This is a genomic window from Mesorhizobium helmanticense (genome assembly GCF_003034915.1).
Taxonomy (GTDB): domain Bacteria; phylum Pseudomonadota; class Alphaproteobacteria; order Rhizobiales; family Rhizobiaceae; genus Mesorhizobium; species Mesorhizobium helmanticense.
On sequence record NZ_PZJX01000023.1, the window covers coordinates 1 to 17,139 of the forward strand.

Annotated in this window: 23 protein-coding genes; 12 read left to right on the forward strand and 11 right to left on the reverse strand. The window is 63.3% G+C overall.

The genetic code is table 11. From position 1 onward, the window contains the following. The coding region (locus C9427_RS09575) for an LLM class flavin-dependent oxidoreductase (protein ID WP_107648929.1) at nt 1-937 on the reverse strand (937 nt) is incomplete at its 3' end. A 216-nt stretch (nt 938-1,153) separates the two neighbouring features. On the opposite strand from C9427_RS09575, the gene C9427_RS09580 reads away from it, so the two are divergent. Further along, on the forward strand, nt 1,154-1,582 hold the full coding sequence (locus C9427_RS09580) for a DUF6481 family protein (protein WP_107648965.1): 429 nt from the start codon (nt 1,154-1,156) through the stop codon (nt 1,580-1,582). A gap of 82 nt (nt 1,583-1,664) precedes the next feature. Here the strand turns inward: C9427_RS09580 and sugE are convergent, their stop codons facing one another. Further along, a complete protein-coding gene (sugE, locus tag C9427_RS09585) occupies nt 1,665-1,979 on the reverse strand; it encodes a quaternary ammonium compound efflux SMR transporter SugE (RefSeq protein ID WP_107648931.1) in 315 nt (104 codons plus the stop codon). A 177-nt stretch (nt 1,980-2,156) separates the two neighbouring features. Beyond that, entirely contained in the window at nt 2,157-2,282 is a 126-nt protein-coding gene (locus C9427_RS35220; RefSeq protein ID WP_107648933.1) for a hypothetical protein, read from the reverse strand. Between the two features lie 212 nt (nt 2,283-2,494). Here C9427_RS35220 and C9427_RS09595 point away from each other — a divergent pair, with 212 nt between their 5' ends. The 3 genes from C9427_RS09595 (at nt 2,495) to C9427_RS09605 (ending at nt 4,830) form a co-directional block, all read left to right on the forward strand. Further along, nucleotides 2,495-3,304 carry a transglutaminase-like domain-containing protein gene (locus C9427_RS09595; protein WP_107648935.1) on the forward strand — a complete coding sequence of 270 codons (810 nt, stop codon included), beginning with the start codon at nt 2,495-2,497 and terminating at the stop codon, nt 3,302-3,304. Between the two features lie 119 nt (nt 3,305-3,423). Then, a complete protein-coding gene (locus tag C9427_RS09600; protein ID WP_107648937.1) occupies nt 3,424-4,398 on the forward strand; it encodes a cation diffusion facilitator family transporter in 975 nt (324 codons plus the stop codon). Between the two features lie 27 nt (nt 4,399-4,425). Continuing rightward, nucleotides 4,426-4,830, forward strand: coding sequence for a GFA family protein (locus C9427_RS09605; RefSeq protein ID WP_107648939.1), 405 nt, complete (start codon nt 4,426-4,428; stop codon nt 4,828-4,830). Nucleotides 4,831-4,845: 15 nt separating this feature from the next. Here the strand turns inward: C9427_RS09605 and C9427_RS09610 are convergent, their stop codons facing one another. Continuing rightward, entirely contained in the window at nt 4,846-6,117 is a 1,272-nt protein-coding gene (locus tag C9427_RS09610; RefSeq protein ID WP_107648941.1) for a DNA recombination protein RmuC, read from the reverse strand. 103 nt (nt 6,118-6,220) lie between these two features. Between C9427_RS09610 and def the strand changes: the two genes are divergently transcribed. From def to truA, 6 genes are all read left to right on the forward strand, one after another. Beyond that, complete coding sequence (gene def, locus C9427_RS09615) at nt 6,221-6,751, forward strand: peptide deformylase (protein ID WP_107648943.1); 531 nt, start codon at nt 6,221-6,223, stop codon at nt 6,749-6,751. A 68-nt stretch (nt 6,752-6,819) separates the two neighbouring features. Further along, nucleotides 6,820-7,101 (forward strand): plasmid stabilization protein, encoded by a 282-nt coding sequence (locus tag C9427_RS09620; protein WP_107648945.1) that lies wholly within the window; start codon nt 6,820-6,822, stop codon nt 7,099-7,101. Continuing rightward, nucleotides 7,098-7,523, forward strand: coding sequence for a type II toxin-antitoxin system VapC family toxin (locus tag C9427_RS09625; protein WP_107648947.1), 426 nt, complete (start codon nt 7,098-7,100; stop codon nt 7,521-7,523). Before C9427_RS09620 ends, C9427_RS09625 begins: the two co-directional genes overlap by 4 nt. Before the next feature lie 41 nt (nt 7,524-7,564). Beyond that, complete coding sequence (gene fmt, locus C9427_RS09630; protein ID WP_107648949.1) at nt 7,565-8,500, forward strand: methionyl-tRNA formyltransferase; 936 nt, start codon at nt 7,565-7,567, stop codon at nt 8,498-8,500. Beyond that, nucleotides 8,497-9,003 carry a GNAT family N-acetyltransferase gene (locus tag C9427_RS09635; protein WP_107648951.1) on the forward strand — a complete coding sequence of 169 codons (507 nt, stop codon included), beginning with the start codon at nt 8,497-8,499 and terminating at the stop codon, nt 9,001-9,003. Before fmt ends, C9427_RS09635 begins: the two co-directional genes overlap by 4 nt. Nucleotides 9,004-9,025: 22 nt before the next feature. Continuing rightward, the gene (gene truA, locus C9427_RS09640) at nt 9,026-9,781 is read left to right on the forward strand and encodes a tRNA pseudouridine(38-40) synthase TruA (protein ID WP_107648952.1); all 756 of its coding nucleotides are present in this window, start codon (nt 9,026-9,028) and stop codon (nt 9,779-9,781) included. Here truA and C9427_RS09645 read toward each other — a convergent pair. Together C9427_RS09645 and dapE are read right to left on the reverse strand one after the other, a co-directional pair. Then, nucleotides 9,778-10,371: a transporter gene (locus C9427_RS09645; RefSeq protein WP_107648954.1), complete on the reverse strand. Its 594-nt coding sequence runs from the start codon at nt 10,369-10,371 to the stop codon at nt 9,778-9,780. The genes truA and C9427_RS09645 overlap by 4 nt on opposite strands. A 2-nt stretch (nt 10,372-10,373) precedes the next feature. Beyond that, complete coding sequence (gene dapE / locus C9427_RS09650; RefSeq protein WP_107648956.1) at nt 10,374-11,573, reverse strand: succinyl-diaminopimelate desuccinylase; 1,200 nt, start codon at nt 11,571-11,573, stop codon at nt 10,374-10,376. 116 nt (nt 11,574-11,689) lie between these two features. On the opposite strand from dapE, the gene C9427_RS09655 reads away from it, so the two are divergent. Next, complete coding sequence (locus C9427_RS09655) at nt 11,690-12,730, forward strand: 2-dehydropantoate 2-reductase (RefSeq protein WP_107648957.1); 1,041 nt, start codon at nt 11,690-11,692, stop codon at nt 12,728-12,730. A 4-nt stretch (nt 12,731-12,734) separates the two neighbouring features. On the opposite strand, the gene C9427_RS09660 is transcribed toward C9427_RS09655, so the two are convergent. From C9427_RS09660 to dapD, 4 genes are all read right to left on the reverse strand, one after another. Further along, nucleotides 12,735-13,835 carry a GGDEF domain-containing protein gene (locus tag C9427_RS09660; RefSeq protein WP_107648959.1) on the reverse strand — a complete coding sequence of 367 codons (1,101 nt, stop codon included), beginning with the start codon at nt 13,833-13,835 and terminating at the stop codon, nt 12,735-12,737. A gap of 257 nt (nt 13,836-14,092) precedes the next feature. Then, a complete protein-coding gene (locus C9427_RS09665) occupies nt 14,093-14,470 on the reverse strand; it encodes a DUF805 domain-containing protein (protein ID WP_167434298.1) in 378 nt (125 codons plus the stop codon). Next, nucleotides 14,463-14,591 (reverse strand): hypothetical protein, encoded by a 129-nt coding sequence (locus C9427_RS35225; protein ID WP_280954151.1) that lies wholly within the window; start codon nt 14,589-14,591, stop codon nt 14,463-14,465. The genes C9427_RS09665 and C9427_RS35225 overlap by 8 nt, the downstream gene beginning before the upstream one ends. Beyond that, entirely contained in the window at nt 14,588-15,442 is an 855-nt protein-coding gene (gene dapD, locus C9427_RS09670) for a 2,3,4,5-tetrahydropyridine-2,6-dicarboxylate N-succinyltransferase (protein WP_107648962.1), read from the reverse strand. The genes C9427_RS35225 and dapD overlap by 4 nt, the downstream gene beginning before the upstream one ends. Nucleotides 15,443-15,587: 145 nt before the next feature. Here dapD and C9427_RS09675 point away from each other — a divergent pair, with 145 nt between their 5' ends. After that, on the forward strand, nt 15,588-16,433 hold the full coding sequence (locus C9427_RS09675) for an LOG family protein (RefSeq protein WP_097571846.1): 846 nt from the start codon (nt 15,588-15,590) through the stop codon (nt 16,431-16,433). A gap of 101 nt (nt 16,434-16,534) precedes the next feature. Here C9427_RS09675 and C9427_RS09680 read toward each other — a convergent pair. Further along, the coding region (locus C9427_RS09680) for a pyrimidine 5'-nucleotidase (protein WP_107648964.1) at nt 16,535-17,139 on the reverse strand (605 nt) is incomplete at its 5' end.

Below are 17,139 nucleotides of genomic sequence, written 5' to 3' on the forward strand. Positions count from 1 at the left end.
CCATCTGCAGCAGGAAGCGGTCGTTGCCGAATATCCTGTGCTGGGCAACGATCTTCTCGGCCACCTGTTCGGGATTGCCGACGAACAGCGCGCCGTTCGGGCCGCGCGACTGGTCGAAATGCGCCCGCGATGTCGGGCCCCAGCCGCGCTCGCGGCCGATGCGGTTCATCACCTCTGCCTGCGGCCCGTAGAAATCGTCGGCAGCCCGGTCCGTCGTTTCGGCGATGAAGCCATGTACGTTTAGGCTGGTGGCCAGTGTTCCCAGGTCATTGCCGCCCCGTCTGGCCGCATCCCGGTAGATGTCGAAGAGCGGCGCGAATCGGGCGGGCTCGCCACCGATGATCGCCAGCGCCAGCGGCAGGCCGAGTACGCCCGCGCGGGCGGCGGATTGCGGGGTGCCGCCGATGGCGATCCAGATCGGCAATCGGTCCTGCAAGGGCCGGGGATAGACGCCGCGATCATTGATCGCCGCACGCAAATTGCCGGACCATGTGACCTTTACACTGTCACGGATCGCGAGCAGCAGGTCGAGTTTTTCGGCAAAGAGCTCGTCATAATCTTCGAGATTGTAGCCGAACAGCGGGAAGGATTCGATGAATGAACCGCGCCCGGCCATGATCTCGGCGCGACCGCCGGACAAAAGGTCGAGCGTGGCAAACTGCTGAAAGACGCGAACCGGATCGTCGGAAGACAATACGGTCACGGCGCTGGTCAGCTTGATGCGCTTCGTGCGCTCGGCCGCCGCCGCCAGGGCGACGACCGGCGCCGAGGCGGCATAATCGGGGCGATGATGCTCGCCCAGCCCGAACACGTCGAGGCCGACCTGGTCGGCCAGCTCGATTTCCTCGATCAAATTGCGCAGCCGCTCATGCGGGCCGATAGCGCCGTGACCCGGCTCCGGGCTGACGTCGGCGAATGTATAGAGACCAAGTTCCATTTGATGTCATCCCGGTGACTTCATTGTCGCGATAGAGGTAGCGATCAGCCTGCCGCGCCGCCAGAGGGCCGGACTGTGAACAGTGAATGTCTGTTGCAACGAACGTCTCCCGGTTGCAACAGCTCACAATTTCATGGCTGGCATACTGTTTTGGCGCTTGAACTCTCGGTATTCGCGCGTATGTAAGCGTCGCAAATTGACTTCAGGGAAGTGGAATTGGCTATCTACAGGGAAAAAGACATTTTCGAGCGGCGCAATGCCGCAAACGAGGCAAAGAAGGCGCTTCTGGATCGCTTCAAGTCAAAGCCGGCGGCAGATGATCCTGCGGTGCTGGCACGACAAGCCGAACGCAAGGCAATCCTCGAGGCGCGTGCGATACGCGAGGCTGAAAAGGCCAGGCTGAAGCAGGAAAAGCTGGTGCGCGAAGCGGCCGAAAAGGCCGAGCGCGAGGCAGCGGCCGAAGCGGCGCGTATCGCCGCGGAAGAGGCGGCGCAGGCCGAGGCCAAGATTCGGGAAGCCGAAGAGAACGAGCGTATCGCCCGTTTTCTTGCTGACGAGGCCGAACGCAAGGCCAAGCGCGATGCGCGTTATGCGGCGCGCAAGCAGCGCACCGGCCGGACGCCTCCGGGCTTCTCCGCCCGCTAGCGCCTCAAGGCGTTATCGATAGAGTGACAATCAGGGTCGCCCTACAGCGGCCCTGAAGGCGTTTGTCCCACTGACTCGATAGTCAGGCCGCCAGTTTCAGCCCCATGATGCCGCAGACGATCAGAGCGATACAGCCCAACCGGATCGTCGTCGCCGGTTCGCCGAGCAGCCAGATGCCGAGCAGCGCGGTGCCGACCGTGCCGATGCCCGTCCATACCGCATAGGCGGTGCCGACGGGCAATGCCTTCAGCGCCAGGCCGAGCAAACCCAGGCTGACGATCATCGAGGCTACGGTCAGGATGGTCGGCAACGGTTTCGAGAAACCGTCGGTGTATTTGAGACCGATCGCCCAGCCAATCTCGAACAGGCCGGCGAAAAACAGAAAAATCCACGACATCGGGTGCGCTCCGTTCCATCAGGATGGCGGGTCGTCCCGGCCGATTGTTCAGGGAAGGCGCGAGGTCGTCCTCGCCGCTTCGATATTGGGAGCTTCGCCCGTCCAATCAACAAAAAACACCGGCAGCATATGTTCATGCCGCCGGTTTGAAATCCGCGCCGAAACGGATTGGCCGGCCTACTTGTCCTTGAGCCTCGTCGCCTTGACCGGCGGCGCCTTGAGCGCCGGGGCCGCGACGGGCTTCTTCGCGTCCTTCTTCGGCTTGCGGGCTTCCTTGCCCGCCTTCATCGCACCTTTAGCCATGATTCGTTCCTCCAATTGCGAGAAGTGAAGTGAAACAAGAGATTGGCCCGGCCGCAAGGGGCTGTTGCGTCCCGGTGCGCCAGTTGAGGGGCTGTCAACGCTTTTTCCATTTTCCTCGTCAACGGCCCCGGTCCGTGCCATGGTCCTCCTTGCACTGCAGCATCTATCCGGCTTTCTCCGGAGGATGATCAGGCAGGCCGGTCAGGACGACAATGCGAATCCACATCGGCTGCGAGATGAGCTTCGACTTCCCGCAGGAAACACCGCTGATCGCGATGCTCAACGTTCACTATTCCAGGGCATCCGACCTCGAGCGGCCGGATTTCCTGACCTCGAACCCACCGGTGCCGATCGAAAGCTATCGCGACAGCTTCGGCAATTGGTGCAATCGTCTTGTCGCGCCGCCCGGACGCTTCTCATTCGGCACCGATGCGGTGATCCGCGACCCCGGTACTTTCGAGATCGGCGACCTGATGGCCTGGCAGCACGAGGTGCGCGACCTGCCGTCGGAGACGCTGCTGTTCCTGCTGCCCAGCCGCTTTTGCGAAAGCGATCTGCTGGCAGACGACGCTTGGCGGCTGTTTGGTCACACGGCCCTTGGTATTCCGCGTGTGCAAGCGGTCTGCGATTTCGTCCACAACCACATCGTCTTCAACTACGGCAATGCGCGGCCGACACGCACCGCCGCCGAAGCCTATCGTGAGCAGAGCGGCGTCTGCCGCGACTTCGCCCACCTCGCTGTCGCCTTCTGCCGGGCGCTCAACATTCCGACCCGCTACTGCACCGGATACATCAGCGACATCGGCCTGCCGAAGCCGTGGGCGGCCATGGATTTCGCCGCCTGGATGGAGGTCTATCTCGGCGGCCGCTGGCACGCTTTCGATCCGCGCAACAATGCGCCGCGCATCGGCCGCATCCTGATCGCGTCCGGCCGCGACGCTGCCGACGTGCCGCTCACCCATATTTTCGGGCCGGGCACGCTTGCCGGCTTCAAGGTGTGGACCGACGAGGTGGTCGAATAGGGTGCTCTCGAGCGCCCCGCCTTCCACATTGAACGACTGCACAGTTCCCGCGTTGTGAAAGGCGGTGGAGCTTCGACGGGTTGACCGCTAAGCTCGGGCATCGAACGGGACAACGCACCATGGCGGCGCATGGCGGGTCGAAAAAGGTCATCTATGCGGCGCTCGCCGGCAATCTGGCGATCGCGCTGACCAAATTCGCCGCCGCCTTCTTCACCGGCAGCTCGGCGATGCTGTCGGAAGGCGTGCACTCACTGGTCGACACCGGCAATGGCGGGCTGCTGCTCTACGGCATGCACCGGGCTGCCCGTCCGCCGGACCACGCGCATCCGCTCGGCCATGGCCGCGAACTCTATTTCTGGAGCTTCATTGTCGCCCTCCTCGTCTTTGCCCTGGGCGCCGGGGTGTCATTCTACGAAGGCGTGATCCACATCATGGCGCCCGAGCCGGTCGCCAACGTCAAGGTCAACTACATCGTGCTTGGCCTCGCCTTCCTGTTCGAAGGCGGCTCGTGGTGGGTGGCGCTGAAGGAATTCCGCAAGCAGAAGGGCAGGCTCGGTTGGTTCGAGGCGGTGCGGCTCAGCAAGGACCCCAGCGTCTACACCGTGCTGTTCGAGGATAGCGCGGCGCTTCTCGGCCTGATCGTCGCCTTTGCCGGCATATTGGCGGCGGAAGTATTGGAGATGCCGGAACTCGACGGCGCCGCCTCGATCGGCATCGGCCTCATTCTCGGCGCGACCGCGATCTTCCTGGCGCGCGAAAGCAAGGGCCTGCTGCTCGGCGAGCCGGCATCGCCCGAAGTGCAGGAGAAGGTGTTGGCCATTGCCCAGCAAGACCCGGCGGTGCAGCGCGCGAACGGCATATTGAGCGTCCATATCGGTCCGGAGGAAATCGTCGCCGGCCTAAGCATCGAGTTCGAGGATCATCTGACGGCGCCCGAGATCGAGGCCTGCGTCGAGCGCATCGAGGCCAGGCTGAAGAAAGAGATGCCGGAGATTGCCAGGCTGTTCGTCAAGCCGCAGACGACTGGTGCCTGGGAACGCCGACGTAAGATTGTTGAAGCTGCGTCACGAGACCAGCCGGATCGTGCCGGCTGAATGCCGGTGAAGCAAAGGAGAAGCGAGATGAAAATCGACGGCGGCTGCCATTGCGGCGCCATCACCTACGAGGCCGAGGTCGATCCGGAAAAGACTTCGATCTGTCATTGCACCGATTGCCAGAAGCTGACCGGCACGGCCTTTCGCGTGACGGTTCCGGCCCCGGAGAGCAACTACAGGATCACCCAAGGCACGCCGAAGGTTTATATCAAGACCGGGGCAAGCGGCGCCAAGCGGGCCCAGGGCTTTTGCGGCGAGTGTGGTTCGCATCTCTACGCGACGTCGGTCGGCAACGGGCCGAAGGTCTACGGCATCAGGGTTGGCACCGCGCGACAGCGCGAGGAACTCATCCCCAGGAGACAGAGCTGGCACCGCTCGGCACTGCACTGGCTGCCGGAATTCGAGGACATGACGACCGTCGAAGAGCAGTGACGCCGCTCCGGCGGCTCAGTCGTCGCCTTCGACAACCCTCAGCCTGAGCTGCCCGGTCTTTGAATCGGCAACGCGTGGGCCGGATTCGAGTTTCGCGGCGGGGACCCGTGAGGCTGCGTCCGGGCCGGCATCGCCATCCGGCTGGGTTCCAAACTCCAGCGCCTCGATCTTCTGGCCGCGCCTGGTCACCTTCGAGGTCGAGACAAGGATGTCGTCGATGTCCTTGGTCGCCTGGCCGAAATGGGTCTGCAGCCGGCGCACCCGGTCGTCGACACGCGCAACATCCTCCATCAGCCGTACGACTTCGCCCTGGATCAGGTGCGCCTGTTCGCGCATGCGCGCGTCCTTGAGGATCGCCTGGATGACCTGGATCGACAGCATCAGCAATGATGGCGAGACGATGATGATGCGGGACCGGTGAGAGCGTTGCACCACCGCCTCGAAATTCTCATGGATCTCGGCGAACACCGATTCCGACGGCACGAACATGAAGGCGATGTCCTGGGTCTCGCCCTGGATCAGGTATTTTTCGGCGATATCGCGAACATGGATCTCGATGTCGCGGCGGAAGGCTTGCGCGGCGACCTTCTGCAAATCGGCGCCATCGGCGGCGCGGATGGCGTTCCAGGCTTCAAGCGGAAACTTGGCGTCGATGGCAAGTGCCGGCGCGCCGTTCGGCATCTTCACCAGGCAATCGGGCCGGCTGCCATTCGACAAGGTCGGCTGGAATTCGTAGGCGCCATGCGGCAGGCCGTCGGCGACGATGGCCTCCATGCGCGACTGGCCGAAGGCGCCACGCGTCTGCTTGTTGGAAAGGATCGCCTGCAACTGCACGACCTGGCCGGCGAGCGACTGGATATTGCCTTGCGCCGTATCGATGACCGCCAGCCGCTCCTGCAGCTTGGCAAGGCTCTCATGCGTCGATTTGGTTTGCTCGGTCATGGTCTGGCCGAGCCGGCCGGTCATCGCGTCAAGCCTCTGGCCGATCGACTGCGTGAGTTCGGCCTGCCGCGCCCCGAACACATCGGCGATGGCGCCCATGCGGCCTTGCATCTCGGCCTGGCTTGCCAGGATGCCGGCCATCCGCGCTTCGGCGTCGCGGGCATGGTCGGCGGCTTCCGCGGCTGCCACAGCACGCGCCTTGGCCGACCGCCACAGCGCGATGACCAGCGCCAGGAACAGGCCAAGAAACAGGACCGCGCCGAACGCCAGAGCGTGGCCGAGCGTGATCGTGGTGGCGCCGAGCCGGGCAACGGGTTCGGACAGGATCGATGTCAGGTCATTCATGCGGCCAGCATAGATGATTCGGCTCGCAGGCACAGATCAAAACGTGAACGATCCCAAACCGCCCCGGTTGACGCTTTTCACATGACGTCTTAGGTGAGACGCCATGTCGATCAAGCCGCTCATCATCCTTCCCGATCCCGTTCTGCGCCAGGTTTCGAAACCCGTCGAGCGCGTCGACGCCTCCTTGCGCAAACTGGCTGGCGACATGCTGGACACCATGTACGATGCGCCCGGCATCGGCCTGGCGGCGATCCAGATCGGTGAGCCGCTGCGCATGCTGGTCATCGACCTTGCCAAGGAGGACGAGACGCCGGCGCCGCACGTCTTCATCAATCCCGAAGTCCTCGAGAGCTCCGACCAGCGCTCGGTCTACGAGGAAGGCTGCCTGTCGATCCCGGATTACTATGCCGAGGTCGAGCGCCCCGCCGCCGTGCGCGTAAAATATCTCGATCGCGACGGCAAGCTGCAGGAGATCGAGGCCGAAGGGCTGATGGCGACCTGCCTGCAGCATGAGATCGACCATCTCAACGGCGTGCTGTTCATCGACCATATCTCGAAGCTCAAGCGCGACATGGTGGTGAAGAAGTTCAGGAAGCTCGCCAGGGACAAGATGTCGAGAAAGCTGGTGGGATAGGAACGCTGTCCCGTATTGAGTAAAGGCCTCTGTTTTGATATCAATGATATCAAAATTTGGAGGTGCTGATGGGCGACATGTTGATCAGGGGTATTCCCGAACCTTTGAAACACGAAATCGAGCAGGCCGCGCGGATTGGCGGCCAGAGCTTGTCGGGCAAAGCGATCGATCTCTTGCGCAAAGGCATTATCGCGGAAAAAGAAGCCAAACCCGGGCCGGGTCCTTCAGCATGGGAAGCAATTCGTTCGGCGTTTGACGCCGAGGCTGGCGACGAATTTGCAAAGATTCTGGATGAGATCGAAGCCGAAAGGAAACGCGATTTCGGCCGCCCGATTGAGGATTCTGAGTGATTATCCTTGATACCAATGTGATTTCCGAAGCAGGCAAGGCCGTACCCGATCAGAATGTCCTTGCATGGTTTCGCATACAGAACCTCCTTACACTCTACCTGTGCGGCCCTGTCGTTATGGAGTTGTCTTTCGGTGCGGAACGGGTTTTGAACAAGACGGGGTCGGACCGCTACGCTCGCGTGCTCGACAATCTGATTTTGCAACAATTCGCCGGTCGTATCGTGGATTTTTCCGGTTCGATTCCTCGACTTGCCGGGAAGATGCGGGCAGCACGGGAGCGGAATGGTCGGCCGATCAGTCTTTCCGACGCCATGATTGCCGCGATCTGCCTCGCTCATGACGCCACCCTTGCCACTCGCAACGTGCGCGATTTCGACGGGCTTGACCTGAAGCTCGTAAACCCGTTTGAAGCGGGTGCCTGAGCCGACTTGACGGGGCAGGCAGAGGCCAGGATCAAGGAGAAATGCCCCTGCGCGTCATCTTCATGGGTACCCCCGAATTTTCCGTGCCGACGCTGCGGGCGATCACCGAGGCCGGGCACGAAATTATAGCTGTCTACACGCAGCCGCCGCGCGCCGCGGGCCGGCGCGGGCTGGAACTGACGCCGTCGCCGGTGCAGCGGGAGGCCGAGCGGCTTGGCATCACGGTGAGGACGCCGGTGTCGCTGAAAGGCGAGGCCGAGCAGGACGCATTCCGCGCCTTGCAGGCCGATATTGCCGTGGTCGTCGCCTATGGATTGCTGCTGCCCAGACCCATTCTGGAGGCGCCGCGGTCCGGCTGCCTCAATGGTCACGCCTCGCTATTGCCGCGCTGGCGCGGTGCCGCCCCTATCCAACGCGCCATCATGGCTGGCGATGCCGAGACAGGCATGATGGTGATGCGCATGGAGGAAGGTCTGGACACCGGCCCGGTGGCGATGGTTGAAAAATGCGCCATCGGACCCGATATGACGGCCGGCGATCTGCACGACACGCTGATGGGCATGGGTGCGGGGCTGATGGTGGACGCGCTGGCGCGGCTTGAAGGAAACACCCTGACATTTACCACGCAGGCGACAGAAGGGGTGACCTACGCCAAAAAGATCGATAAAGCGGAGACGCGCGTGGACTGGACGCGGCCTGCTGGCGAGGTCCACAACCATATTCGCGGCCTGTCGCCCTTTCCCGGCGCATGGTGCGAGACCGGAATTGGCGGCCGCATGGAGCGGCTGAAACTGCTTCGCTCGACGCTTGTAGAAGGCGCCGGCGAGCCGGGAGGAATTCTCGACGACCGGCTGACGGTCGCCTGCGGATCGGGCGCAATCAGGCTGGTCGAAGTTCAACGGGCGGGCGGAAAGCCTGCCGGCGCGCAGGAGTTTCTGCGTGGAGCCAAGCTCGAAAAAGGAATGAAATTCTCATGAGCATGATGTCGATACGCGTGGCGACGCCGCGGGACCGCGAGGCTATCCGCCTCGTCGAGGAACATGCATTCGGTCAGCAGGCGGAAGCCGGGCTGGTCGACGCGCTGGTCACCGGCGGCGATGCCGTCGTTGAGCTGGTGGCGGACGAAGATGGGCAGGTGGTCGGCCATATCCTGTTTTCCAGGCTTTTCGTGCAGAACGGCGGCAAGAGCTTCCCGGCGGTGGCGCTGGCGCCTCTAGCGGTCGAACCGTCCTTTCATGGCACCGGCATTGGCGGCGCGTTGATCCGCGAGGCGCATATCCGCCTGAAGGATGCCGGTGAGACTCTGGCCGTGGTGCTTGGCGACCCGGCCTATTATGGGCGCTTCGGCTACAGCCGCGCGCGCGCCGAAAACTTCGAAAGCGAATACCAGGGCGAGGCACTGCAGGCTCTGGCCTGGGGCGAGGCGCCCGAGGCCGGCAAGCTCGTCTACGCCTCGGCCTTCACCGCGCTCGCCGCTTAGGCGGGACAAGTAATCGCCAGGCATGCCGCGTTTTCGCCTCGATATCGAATATGACGGCAGCCTCTACGCCGGCTGGCAACGCCAGGCCGACCAGCCTTCGGTGCAGCAGGCGATCGAACAGGCGATCGAGAAGTTCTGCGGCGAGGAAGTCTCGCTGCGCGGCGCCGGCCGCACCGATGCCGGCGTCCATGCGACCGCCCAGGTGGCGCATGTCGATCTCGCCAAGGCATGGCCTGACGACAAGGTGCGCGACGCAGTCAACGCCCATTTGCAGGCCGCCGGGGCGCGCATTGCCGTCCTGAAAGCGGCCGCTGTCCCCGATGGCTTCGACGCGCGGTTCTCGGCTATCGGTCGCCACTATCTCTACCGCATCGTCAACCGGCGCGCGCCGGCGGCACTCGACAAGGGCAAGATCTGGTGGGTGCCGAAGCGCCTCGACGCTGCCGCCATGCACGAGGCGGCGAAGGTGCTGCTGGGGCGGCATGACTTCACCACCTTCCGCTCGACCCAATGCCAGGCTGCCAGCCCGGTGCGCACACTCGATCGGCTGGATGTCGGCCGCTCTGGCGACCTGATCGAAGTGAAGGCCTCGGCGCGTTCCTTCCTGCACAATCAGGTGCGCTCGATGGTCGGCTCGCTGAAACGCGTTGGCGAAGGCGGCTGGACCATTGCCGACCTGAAGGCGGCACTCGATGCGCGCGATCGCGCCGCCTGCGGCCAAGTGGCGCCACCCGATGGGCTTTTTCTCGTTGGCGTCGACTATCCAATGATCGGCTAATCCGGTGCACCGATGCCGAGCAACGCCTGCAGGCCGAACAGCACGGCCAGCGAGGCCACGAACATGCCGGCAAAGACCGCTGTGCCGACGGCCGCGCCCCTGCCGATTGTCGCATTGGTCATCCGCCAGGTCAGCACCATCGACAGCGCAAACAAAAGCAGCGACACCAGTCCGGCCACCTCATTGGTGGAGGACAGGAAAAGCCTGATCAGCGCCGACGGCAGCATCAGCCAGGCGATGATGGCCGACGCCCAGTTGCTGGCGACCACATAGTGGACGAAGCGGCCGCCAATGCCCGCGCGCGGCGCCACCAGGGCAAGGCCGACGAGCGGCAGCACCCAGGCGCCGACATCGACCGTCGCCAGGCGCATCAGCATGCTGAAGCGCCCCGCGAAGGCATTGGGATCGCCGATTTCATTGGCAATGCCGACCCAGCCGACGACCAGCGCCGGCGCCGCCACGAGGATGGCGAAGAAGGAATTCCAGAACCCGTCGGCCGAAAGGTCGAGCAGACGCAGCCCGTCGGCCTTGCCGAGCATCAGCCGCCAGGCGCCGGCTAGCGAAGCATAGGTTTCATCTGACGAAAGCATGATCAGGGCAGGCCTCGTTCGAACCAGTCTTCGATGAAACGCTGATAGATCTGCGTCAGTGTCTCGAGGTCGGCAAGTGCAACGCGTTCGTCGACCATGTGCATGGTCTTGCCGACCAGCCCGAATTCGACCACCGGACAATAGTCCTTGATGAAGCGCGCATCGGAGGTACCGCCGGAGGTGGAAAGCGCCGGCGTCCTGCCGGTCACCGCCTTGACCGAACCGGTGAGCGCTTCGACCAGCCGATCGTCGCGGGTCAGAAAGACGTGGCTCGGCCTGTCGCGCCAGACGAGTTCGTAGTCAACCGGCGTCTTCTTGCCTGTCCGGTATTTCTTGCGCTTCGCCGCCTGGTCGAGACGGTTGTGGATCTCCGCCTGGATCGTCTCGGCCGTCCATGCGTCGTTGAAGCGGATGTTGAAGGTGGCGGTCGCCTTCGCCGGAATGACATTGGTGGCCGGATTGCCGACGTCGATGGAGGTGACCTCCAAATTGGTCGGCTGGAAATCCGTCGTGCCCTTGTCGAAGACGGGGTGCAACAAGCCGTCGACCAGGCTCACCAGTCCGCGCACCGGATTGTCGGCAAGTTGCGGATAGGCGGCGTGGCCCTGCCGGCCGTTGACGATGACGCTGCCGGACAGCGAGCCGCGCCGGCCGATCTTGATCATGTCGCCGAGCGCCTCGGGATTGGTCGGCTCGCCGACGATCGAGGCGTCCCATTTCTCGCCCTTGGCCGCCGCCCACTCGAGCAGCTTCGTCGTGCCGTTGATTGCCGGCCCTTCCTCGTCGCCGGTGATCAGCAGCGAGACCGAGCCCTTCGGGCCGTCCATCTTGTCGACATGGCGCGCCACCGCCGCGATGAAACAGGCGATGCCACCCTTCATGTCGACGGCGCCGCGGCCGAACATCTCGCCCTTGGCGATCTCGGCGGCGAAAGGCGGATGCGTCCAAGAGGATTCATCGCCAACCGGCACCACGTCGGTGTGCCCCGCAAACATCAAATGCGGGCCGTTGCCGGAACGCCGCGCATAAAGGTTCTCGATGTCCGGCGTGCCTGCTTCCGAAAACACCGGGCGCTCGACGGAAAAGCCGAGCGGCTTCAGCATGTCTTCCAGCGCGCTCAGCGCACCGCCCTCGGCGGGCGTCACGGAGGCGCAGCGGATGAGGGCGGCGAGATTTGCAACGGGATCGGTCGGCAACGTCATGGGCAAAGCGATAGTCGAAAGCGAAAGGCCTGTCACGGCCAGACATGAAGGCGAGCGATACCGCCGACATTATGGTTTTCATGTCGTATAGTTACAGGCCAAGGTGAGCTTATCGCATGGCCAGGCAAGAAAAAACGATAGTCATCGCCGGCGCAGGCAGTATCGGCTGCTATGTCGGCGGCTGTCTGGCGCTCGCCGGGCGCAAGGTGATTCTTCTGGCGCGGCCGCGCATCGAGGCGGCGGTGCGCAAGGCTGGCTTGCGGGTCAGCGACCTCGATGGCCGCGACCGCTGCATAGCGCCGGGGGCACTCACCGTCACCACCGATCCGGCCGCGGCCTTGTCCGGCGCCGATATCGTCCTGGTGACGGTCAAGAGCGGTGCGACCGAAGAGATGGGGGCGCTCATTGCCGCTCATGCCCGCCTGGATGCGACAGTGGTCAGCCTGCAGAACGGCGTCGGCAATGCCGAGAGGCTGCGGGCCGGGCTCCCTGGGCGGCGCGTGTTCGCCGGCATGGTGCCGTTCAACGTCGTCCGGTCGCCGGGCGGTGAAGCGCCGCTGCGCGTGCATCGCGCCAGCGAGGGCAAGGTGCTGATTGAAGACGGGGCGGCAGACCTTGCCGGTCAGCTTGCGGTCGAGGGGCTGGCAGTCGAGACCCACCGCGACATGAAGTCGGTGCTGTGGGGCAAGCTTTTGATGAACCTCAACAACGCTCTCGTGGCGCTGTCCGACCTGCCGCTGGCGACGGAACTTGCCGACCGCCGCTGGCGGCTGGTCCTGTCCGGCCAGATGGAAGAGGCATTGGTGGCGATGAAGGCCTCGGGCATCAAGCCGGCACGGATCGCCGGCCTGCGCCCGGCACTGCTGCCAAAGGTGCTGCGCCTGCCCGACTGGCTGTTCAAGGTCCTGGCGCGGCGTATGCTCGCCATCGATCCCGCAGCGCGCTCGTCGATGTGGGACGATTTGCAGCACGGCCGGCCGACGGAGATCGACGAGCTGCAGGGTGCGATCCTGCGCCTGGCGCATAAGGCGGGCACGCGGGCGCCGTTGCTAGAGCAGGTCACCGCGCTGGTGCGTGAGGCAGAGCGGGAAAAACAGGGATCGCCCGGCTTGACACCGGACGCCATCATGCGGGCGAAGGCTGCCCAATCTCGGTAGGCCGTCAGTTCGCGGCCCGCGCATGCGCCCAGTACCGTCCCTTGCCCGTGCGCTTGGCTTCGTAGAGCGCGTGATCGGAGCAGCTGAGAAGAATTTCCGGATCGCTGCCGTCGACAGGCGCGAAGGCGCTGCCAATGCTCAATCCGATGCGTATGGCGGCGCCGACGCCAAGGTCGAACGGCACCGAAATCTTCTCGATGACGCGTTTTGCCAGATAGGTGGCCTCGATTTCGGATGTCGCGGGCAGCAGGATGACGAATTCGTCACCTCCAATGCGAAAGACCATATCGTCCGGCCGGAAAGCCCGTTTCAATCGTTCGGCAACCTTGCGCAGCAACATGTCGCCGATCGCGTGGCCGAAGCGGTCGTTGACCTGCTTGAAGCCATCAAGGTCCATGCTGAGAACGGCAAACGGGTTGCCGCCATTCGCCGCCGGCGCGGCCAGCTCGCTGCACATGTCGCGCAGTCTTTCCTGGAGGAAGATGCGATTTGGCAGGCCGGTCAGCGCGTCCTTGATCGCGAGATCGCGATTGTCCAGTTCGGCGCGGATCATGCGCGCGTTGATCGTGTGATTTTGAAGCAGCACGATGATCACGCCGGCCACGTAGAACGGCATCTGAATCCCGACGACGAACATCCCGGGCGCCGGCGAAAACAGTGCGCCGGCCACGTAAGGGAGGCTTACGACCAGCATCACGAATATGGCGTAGCGTGGGGTCGCTGCGTTGCGTGACGACACCACTCCGACGACGCCTGCGACATTCAGGGCGGCAAGCACGGCCAGCGCCGTGTGGCCGCTGGCAATGCAGCCATAGCAGCCGAGGCCGAAAATGACCGACCATGCGCCGCCGACGGCCATGAGGGCCGCCAGCGGCCCCGTTGTCCCGCGCCCGCGCGCCTGCTCGCATTGCCGCATCAACAGGAAGCGGAAGGCAAAAAGGATGAGGTCAGCCGCGATCCAGGAGTAGGGCCACCAGTCGCCAGTGGCGACGGCGGCGCTGAGGGCCAGCACCAGGACGCTGATGGTGCCGAACAGGACGGCGAATTTGCGGTCGAAGGTGGTGTCGAGAAGCCGCGCACGGACCGCGTCCGGTTCCACGCTCATCGGCGAAGAGAACCAGCCGAACAGTCGGGCGCCGGAGCTTCGCTCGTCGCGTGTCCTAGGCTTGGGCAGGGCTCCGTCGTTTGCCAGTCGAGCGCTCCGTGTCGGTCGACACAGTCTCCACGGCCATGCTGGGCCAGGCTGATTAAGATTCGCTTAGGGTCTGTTCGCGCGACCGGAACATGTCCGTTGTCCGGGAGCGCTTTCGATCAAGGTGATCTTCTGCCAGATACCGGATCGGTGTTTAGGTTTCGGCGATGCTAGGATTCGGCCGGTGAATTGGTGCGTTTGCCATAGCGATTGGGTCCCGGCTGCCCGGGAAACAGGCAGAGCACGAGGAAGGCGACAATCGAGACGACCGGCACGAACAGCACCAGCGCCGCTACCCCCGGCTTGTCGAGGTCGTGCAGCCGCTTCACTGCCAGCGCCACGTTCGACCAGAGCGAGGCGATGAAGGCGATGAAGAATATGAACGACCACATGTTGCTCTCCGTCGTGCCTTCCGGCACCAGCGTGAAGCGATAGAGCGGGAAGGCCTGTATGATGGCGACGAGCAACCCTCCGAGAAAATAGGCCGCGCGGCTGACACGGCCCGATATTCTGAAGAAAAGCCAAATGAGATTTGATCTGTCAGGCAAGCGGGTCCGGTCCATATTGGTTAGTGCCGTTGTTGCCGTCGAGCATGCCAAGCTTCACCAGCAGCCAGCGCGACGGATTGCCGCGCCGGCGGAAAGTGCGTCCGTTCGTGACAAAGATCAATCGCGCAGCAATTCGTTGATCGAGGTCTTCGAACGGGTCCTGTCGTCGACCCGCTTGACGATGACGGCGCAGTAGAGGCTGGGGCCGGGCTCGTTGTTTGGAAAGGGCTTGCCCGGCAGCGAGCCGGCGACGACGACGGAATTGGCCGGCACTTCGCCATAGAAGATCTCGCCGGTGGCCCGGTCGACGATCTTGGTCGACTGGCCGATGAAGACGCCCATGCCCAGCACCGAGCCTTCGCGCACGATGCAGCCCTCGACCACTTCGGAGCGCGCGCCGATGAAGCAATTGTCCTCGATAATGGTTGGACCGGCCTGCATCGGCTCCAGCACGCCGCCGATGCCGACGCCGCCCGACAGATGCACGTTCTTGCCGATCTGGGCGCAGGAGCCGACCGAGGCCCATGTGTCGACCATGGTACCGCTGTCGACATAGGCGCCGACATTGACGAAGGACGGCATCAGCACGACGCCCTGTGCAACGTAAGCCGAGCGGCGCACGACCGACGAGGGCACGGCGCGGAAACCGGCCTTCTCGAAATCGACGGCGCTCCAGCCGTCGAATTTCGACGGCACCTTGTCCCACCACACGGCGTGGCCGGGGCCGCCCTTGATGATCTCCATCGGGTTGAGCCGGAAGGACAACAGCACCGCCTTCTTCAGCCATTGGTTGACATGCCATTTGCCGTCGGCCTGACGCTCGGCGACGCGTACGGTGCCGCGGTCGAGCAGGTCGAGCGCCGACTGGATGGCGTCGCGCGTTGCGCCGCGGGTTGCGGTCGAAATCGCATCGCGTTCCTCGAAGGCTTTCTCGATGGTCTTTTCGAGGCTCGAGAGATCCGGCTTCGACATGAATTCGCTCCATTACCACGCTGTTAAGGGGCCACGCCTTAACCTGTTTTGAAAGTCGCGCGGACCCTATGTGATGGTCGGGTAGGGGTCAATCGCAGCTGCGTCATGGGACGGCGCAAGTGAAGAGTTGGACGGGTAGAACAATATGAATCCAATGGAAAAAGCGGGATGGACGCCGCTGCCGCATTCGGATGAGGATCTGGAGCGGTCGAAAAGCGTTCCGGACACGCCGCAGACGCGCGCCGATACCTACCGGCTGGCCTGGAACGACCCCGACTTCATGACGCGGCGCGAATTGCGCGCGGTCAGGCTGCAGCTTGAACTCTTGAAGCCGGAGATGATCCTGGCTGAACGCGGCATCCGCTCGACCGTCATCCTGTTCGGCGGCGCGCGCATTCCCGAACCCGGCGGCGAAGCCTGGGCGGCCAAGAACGAGACGCAGAAGAAGAACCTCGAGAAAAACAGCAAATATTACGAGGAGGCGCGCAAGTTCGCTCGCCTCTGCTCGCGGCAGTCGGCCACCTCCTACTACCGGGAATTCGTGGTCGCCACCGGCGGCGGCCCAGGCGTCATGGAGGCCGGAAACCGCGGCGCCGACGATGTCGGCGCGCCATCGATCGGCCTCAACATCGTGCTGCCGCACGAGCAGGCGCCGAATGCCTATGTGACACCCGAACTCTGCTTCAACTTCCACTATTTCGCGGTCCGCAAGATGCATTTCATTATGCGAGCCAAGGCGGTCGCGGTTTTTCCAGGCGGCTTCGGCACCATGGACGAGTTCTTCGAGGCGCTGACCCTGATCCAGACCGGACGCATGGAGCGGGTGCCGGTGATCCTGTTCGGCAAGGCTTTCTGGAAGAAGGCTATCGACCTCGATTTCCTCGCCGAGCAAGGCACGATCACGCCCGGCGACCAGGACATCATCGATTTCGTCGATACCGCCGACGAAGCCTGGGGGATTATCAGCCGCTTCTACAAGCTAGGGGAGTAGGTTGGGGGACTGGGGAATTGGAGAATTGGAGAATTGAAGAACTGAGGAAAAGGAGGTCCGGTTCGTTCCTCAGTTCCTCAGTTCCTCAGTTCCTCAGTTCCTCAGTTCCTCAGTTCCTCTACCCCCTCCACAACCGCCGTGAGAAACGTCGCGAGATCGTCGGTGACGAAATCGACGTCATCCTCATTGGCCGGGTCGCGTTCCCAGATTTCCGAGAAGGTCGGTTCGAAATTGCGCGGCACCACCAGCACCGTGGTCATGCCAAGCGATTTCGGCACGGACAGGTTGCGAGCGAGATCCTCGAACATCACCGCATTGTGGCCGGTGATGGCGTGGAGTTCCGCGAATTTCTCATAGCTCTGCCGCGCCGGCTTTGGCGTGAGCCCGGCGGCGATGATATCGAAGATGTCGTCGAAATGTTCGAGAATGCCGAGTTGGCGCGCGGTGCGTTCGGCATGCCTGCGATCGCCATTGGTGAAAATGAACTTGCGGCCGGGTAGCTGGCGGATAGCAGTGCCGAGAACGGGATCGGGCACCAGCCAGGAATAGTCGATGTCGTGGACCTTCTCGAGAAAGTCGTCGGGATCGATGCCATGGCGCGTCATCAGCCCGTTCAGCGTCGTGCCGTATTCCTGATAGAGTTCCTTCTGCAGCTTGCGTGCATCCTCGCGCGGCAAGGTCAGCAATTCTCCGACATAGGCGGTCA

Bases quoted from the DNA above. Each gene is read 5' to 3' on its own strand.
- C9427_RS09675 (WP_097571846.1), top strand. From the start codon at position 15,588: ATGAATCCAATGGAAAAAGCGGGATGGACGCCGCTGCCGCATTCGGAT.
- C9427_RS09620 (WP_107648945.1), top strand. From the start codon at position 6,820: ATGGGCGACATGTTGATCAGGGGTATTCCCGAACCTTTGAAACACGAA.
- dapD (WP_107648962.1), bottom strand. From the start codon at position 15,442: ATGTCGAAGCCGGATCTCTCGAGCCTCGAAAAGACCATCGAGAAAGCC.
- dapE (WP_107648956.1), bottom strand. From the start codon at position 11,573: ATGACGTTGCCGACCGATCCCGTTGCAAATCTCGCCGCCCTCATCCGC.
- fmt (WP_107648949.1), top strand. From the start codon at position 7,565: ATGCCCCTGCGCGTCATCTTCATGGGTACCCCCGAATTTTCCGTGCCG.
- C9427_RS09645 (WP_107648954.1), bottom strand. From the start codon at position 10,371: ATGCTTTCGTCAGATGAAACCTATGCTTCGCTAGCCGGCGCCTGGCGG.
- C9427_RS09595 (WP_107648935.1), top strand. From the start codon at position 2,495: ATGCGAATCCACATCGGCTGCGAGATGAGCTTCGACTTCCCGCAGGAA.
- truA (WP_107648952.1), top strand. From the start codon at position 9,026: ATGCCGCGTTTTCGCCTCGATATCGAATATGACGGCAGCCTCTACGCC.
- def (WP_107648943.1), top strand. From the start codon at position 6,221: ATGTCGATCAAGCCGCTCATCATCCTTCCCGATCCCGTTCTGCGCCAG.
- C9427_RS09635 (WP_107648951.1), top strand. From the start codon at position 8,497: ATGAGCATGATGTCGATACGCGTGGCGACGCCGCGGGACCGCGAGGCT.
- C9427_RS09600 (WP_107648937.1), top strand. From the start codon at position 3,424: ATGGCGGCGCATGGCGGGTCGAAAAAGGTCATCTATGCGGCGCTCGCC.
- C9427_RS09610 (WP_107648941.1), bottom strand. From the start codon at position 6,117: ATGAATGACCTGACATCGATCCTGTCCGAACCCGTTGCCCGGCTCGGC.
- C9427_RS09660 (WP_107648959.1), bottom strand. From the start codon at position 13,835: ATGAGCGTGGAACCGGACGCGGTCCGTGCGCGGCTTCTCGACACCACC.
- C9427_RS09605 (WP_107648939.1), top strand. From the start codon at position 4,426: ATGAAAATCGACGGCGGCTGCCATTGCGGCGCCATCACCTACGAGGCC.
- sugE (WP_107648931.1), bottom strand. From the start codon at position 1,979: ATGTCGTGGATTTTTCTGTTTTTCGCCGGCCTGTTCGAGATTGGCTGG.
- C9427_RS09655 (WP_107648957.1), top strand. From the start codon at position 11,690: ATGGCCAGGCAAGAAAAAACGATAGTCATCGCCGGCGCAGGCAGTATC.
- C9427_RS35220 (WP_107648933.1), bottom strand. From the start codon at position 2,282: ATGGCTAAAGGTGCGATGAAGGCGGGCAAGGAAGCCCGCAAGCCGAAG.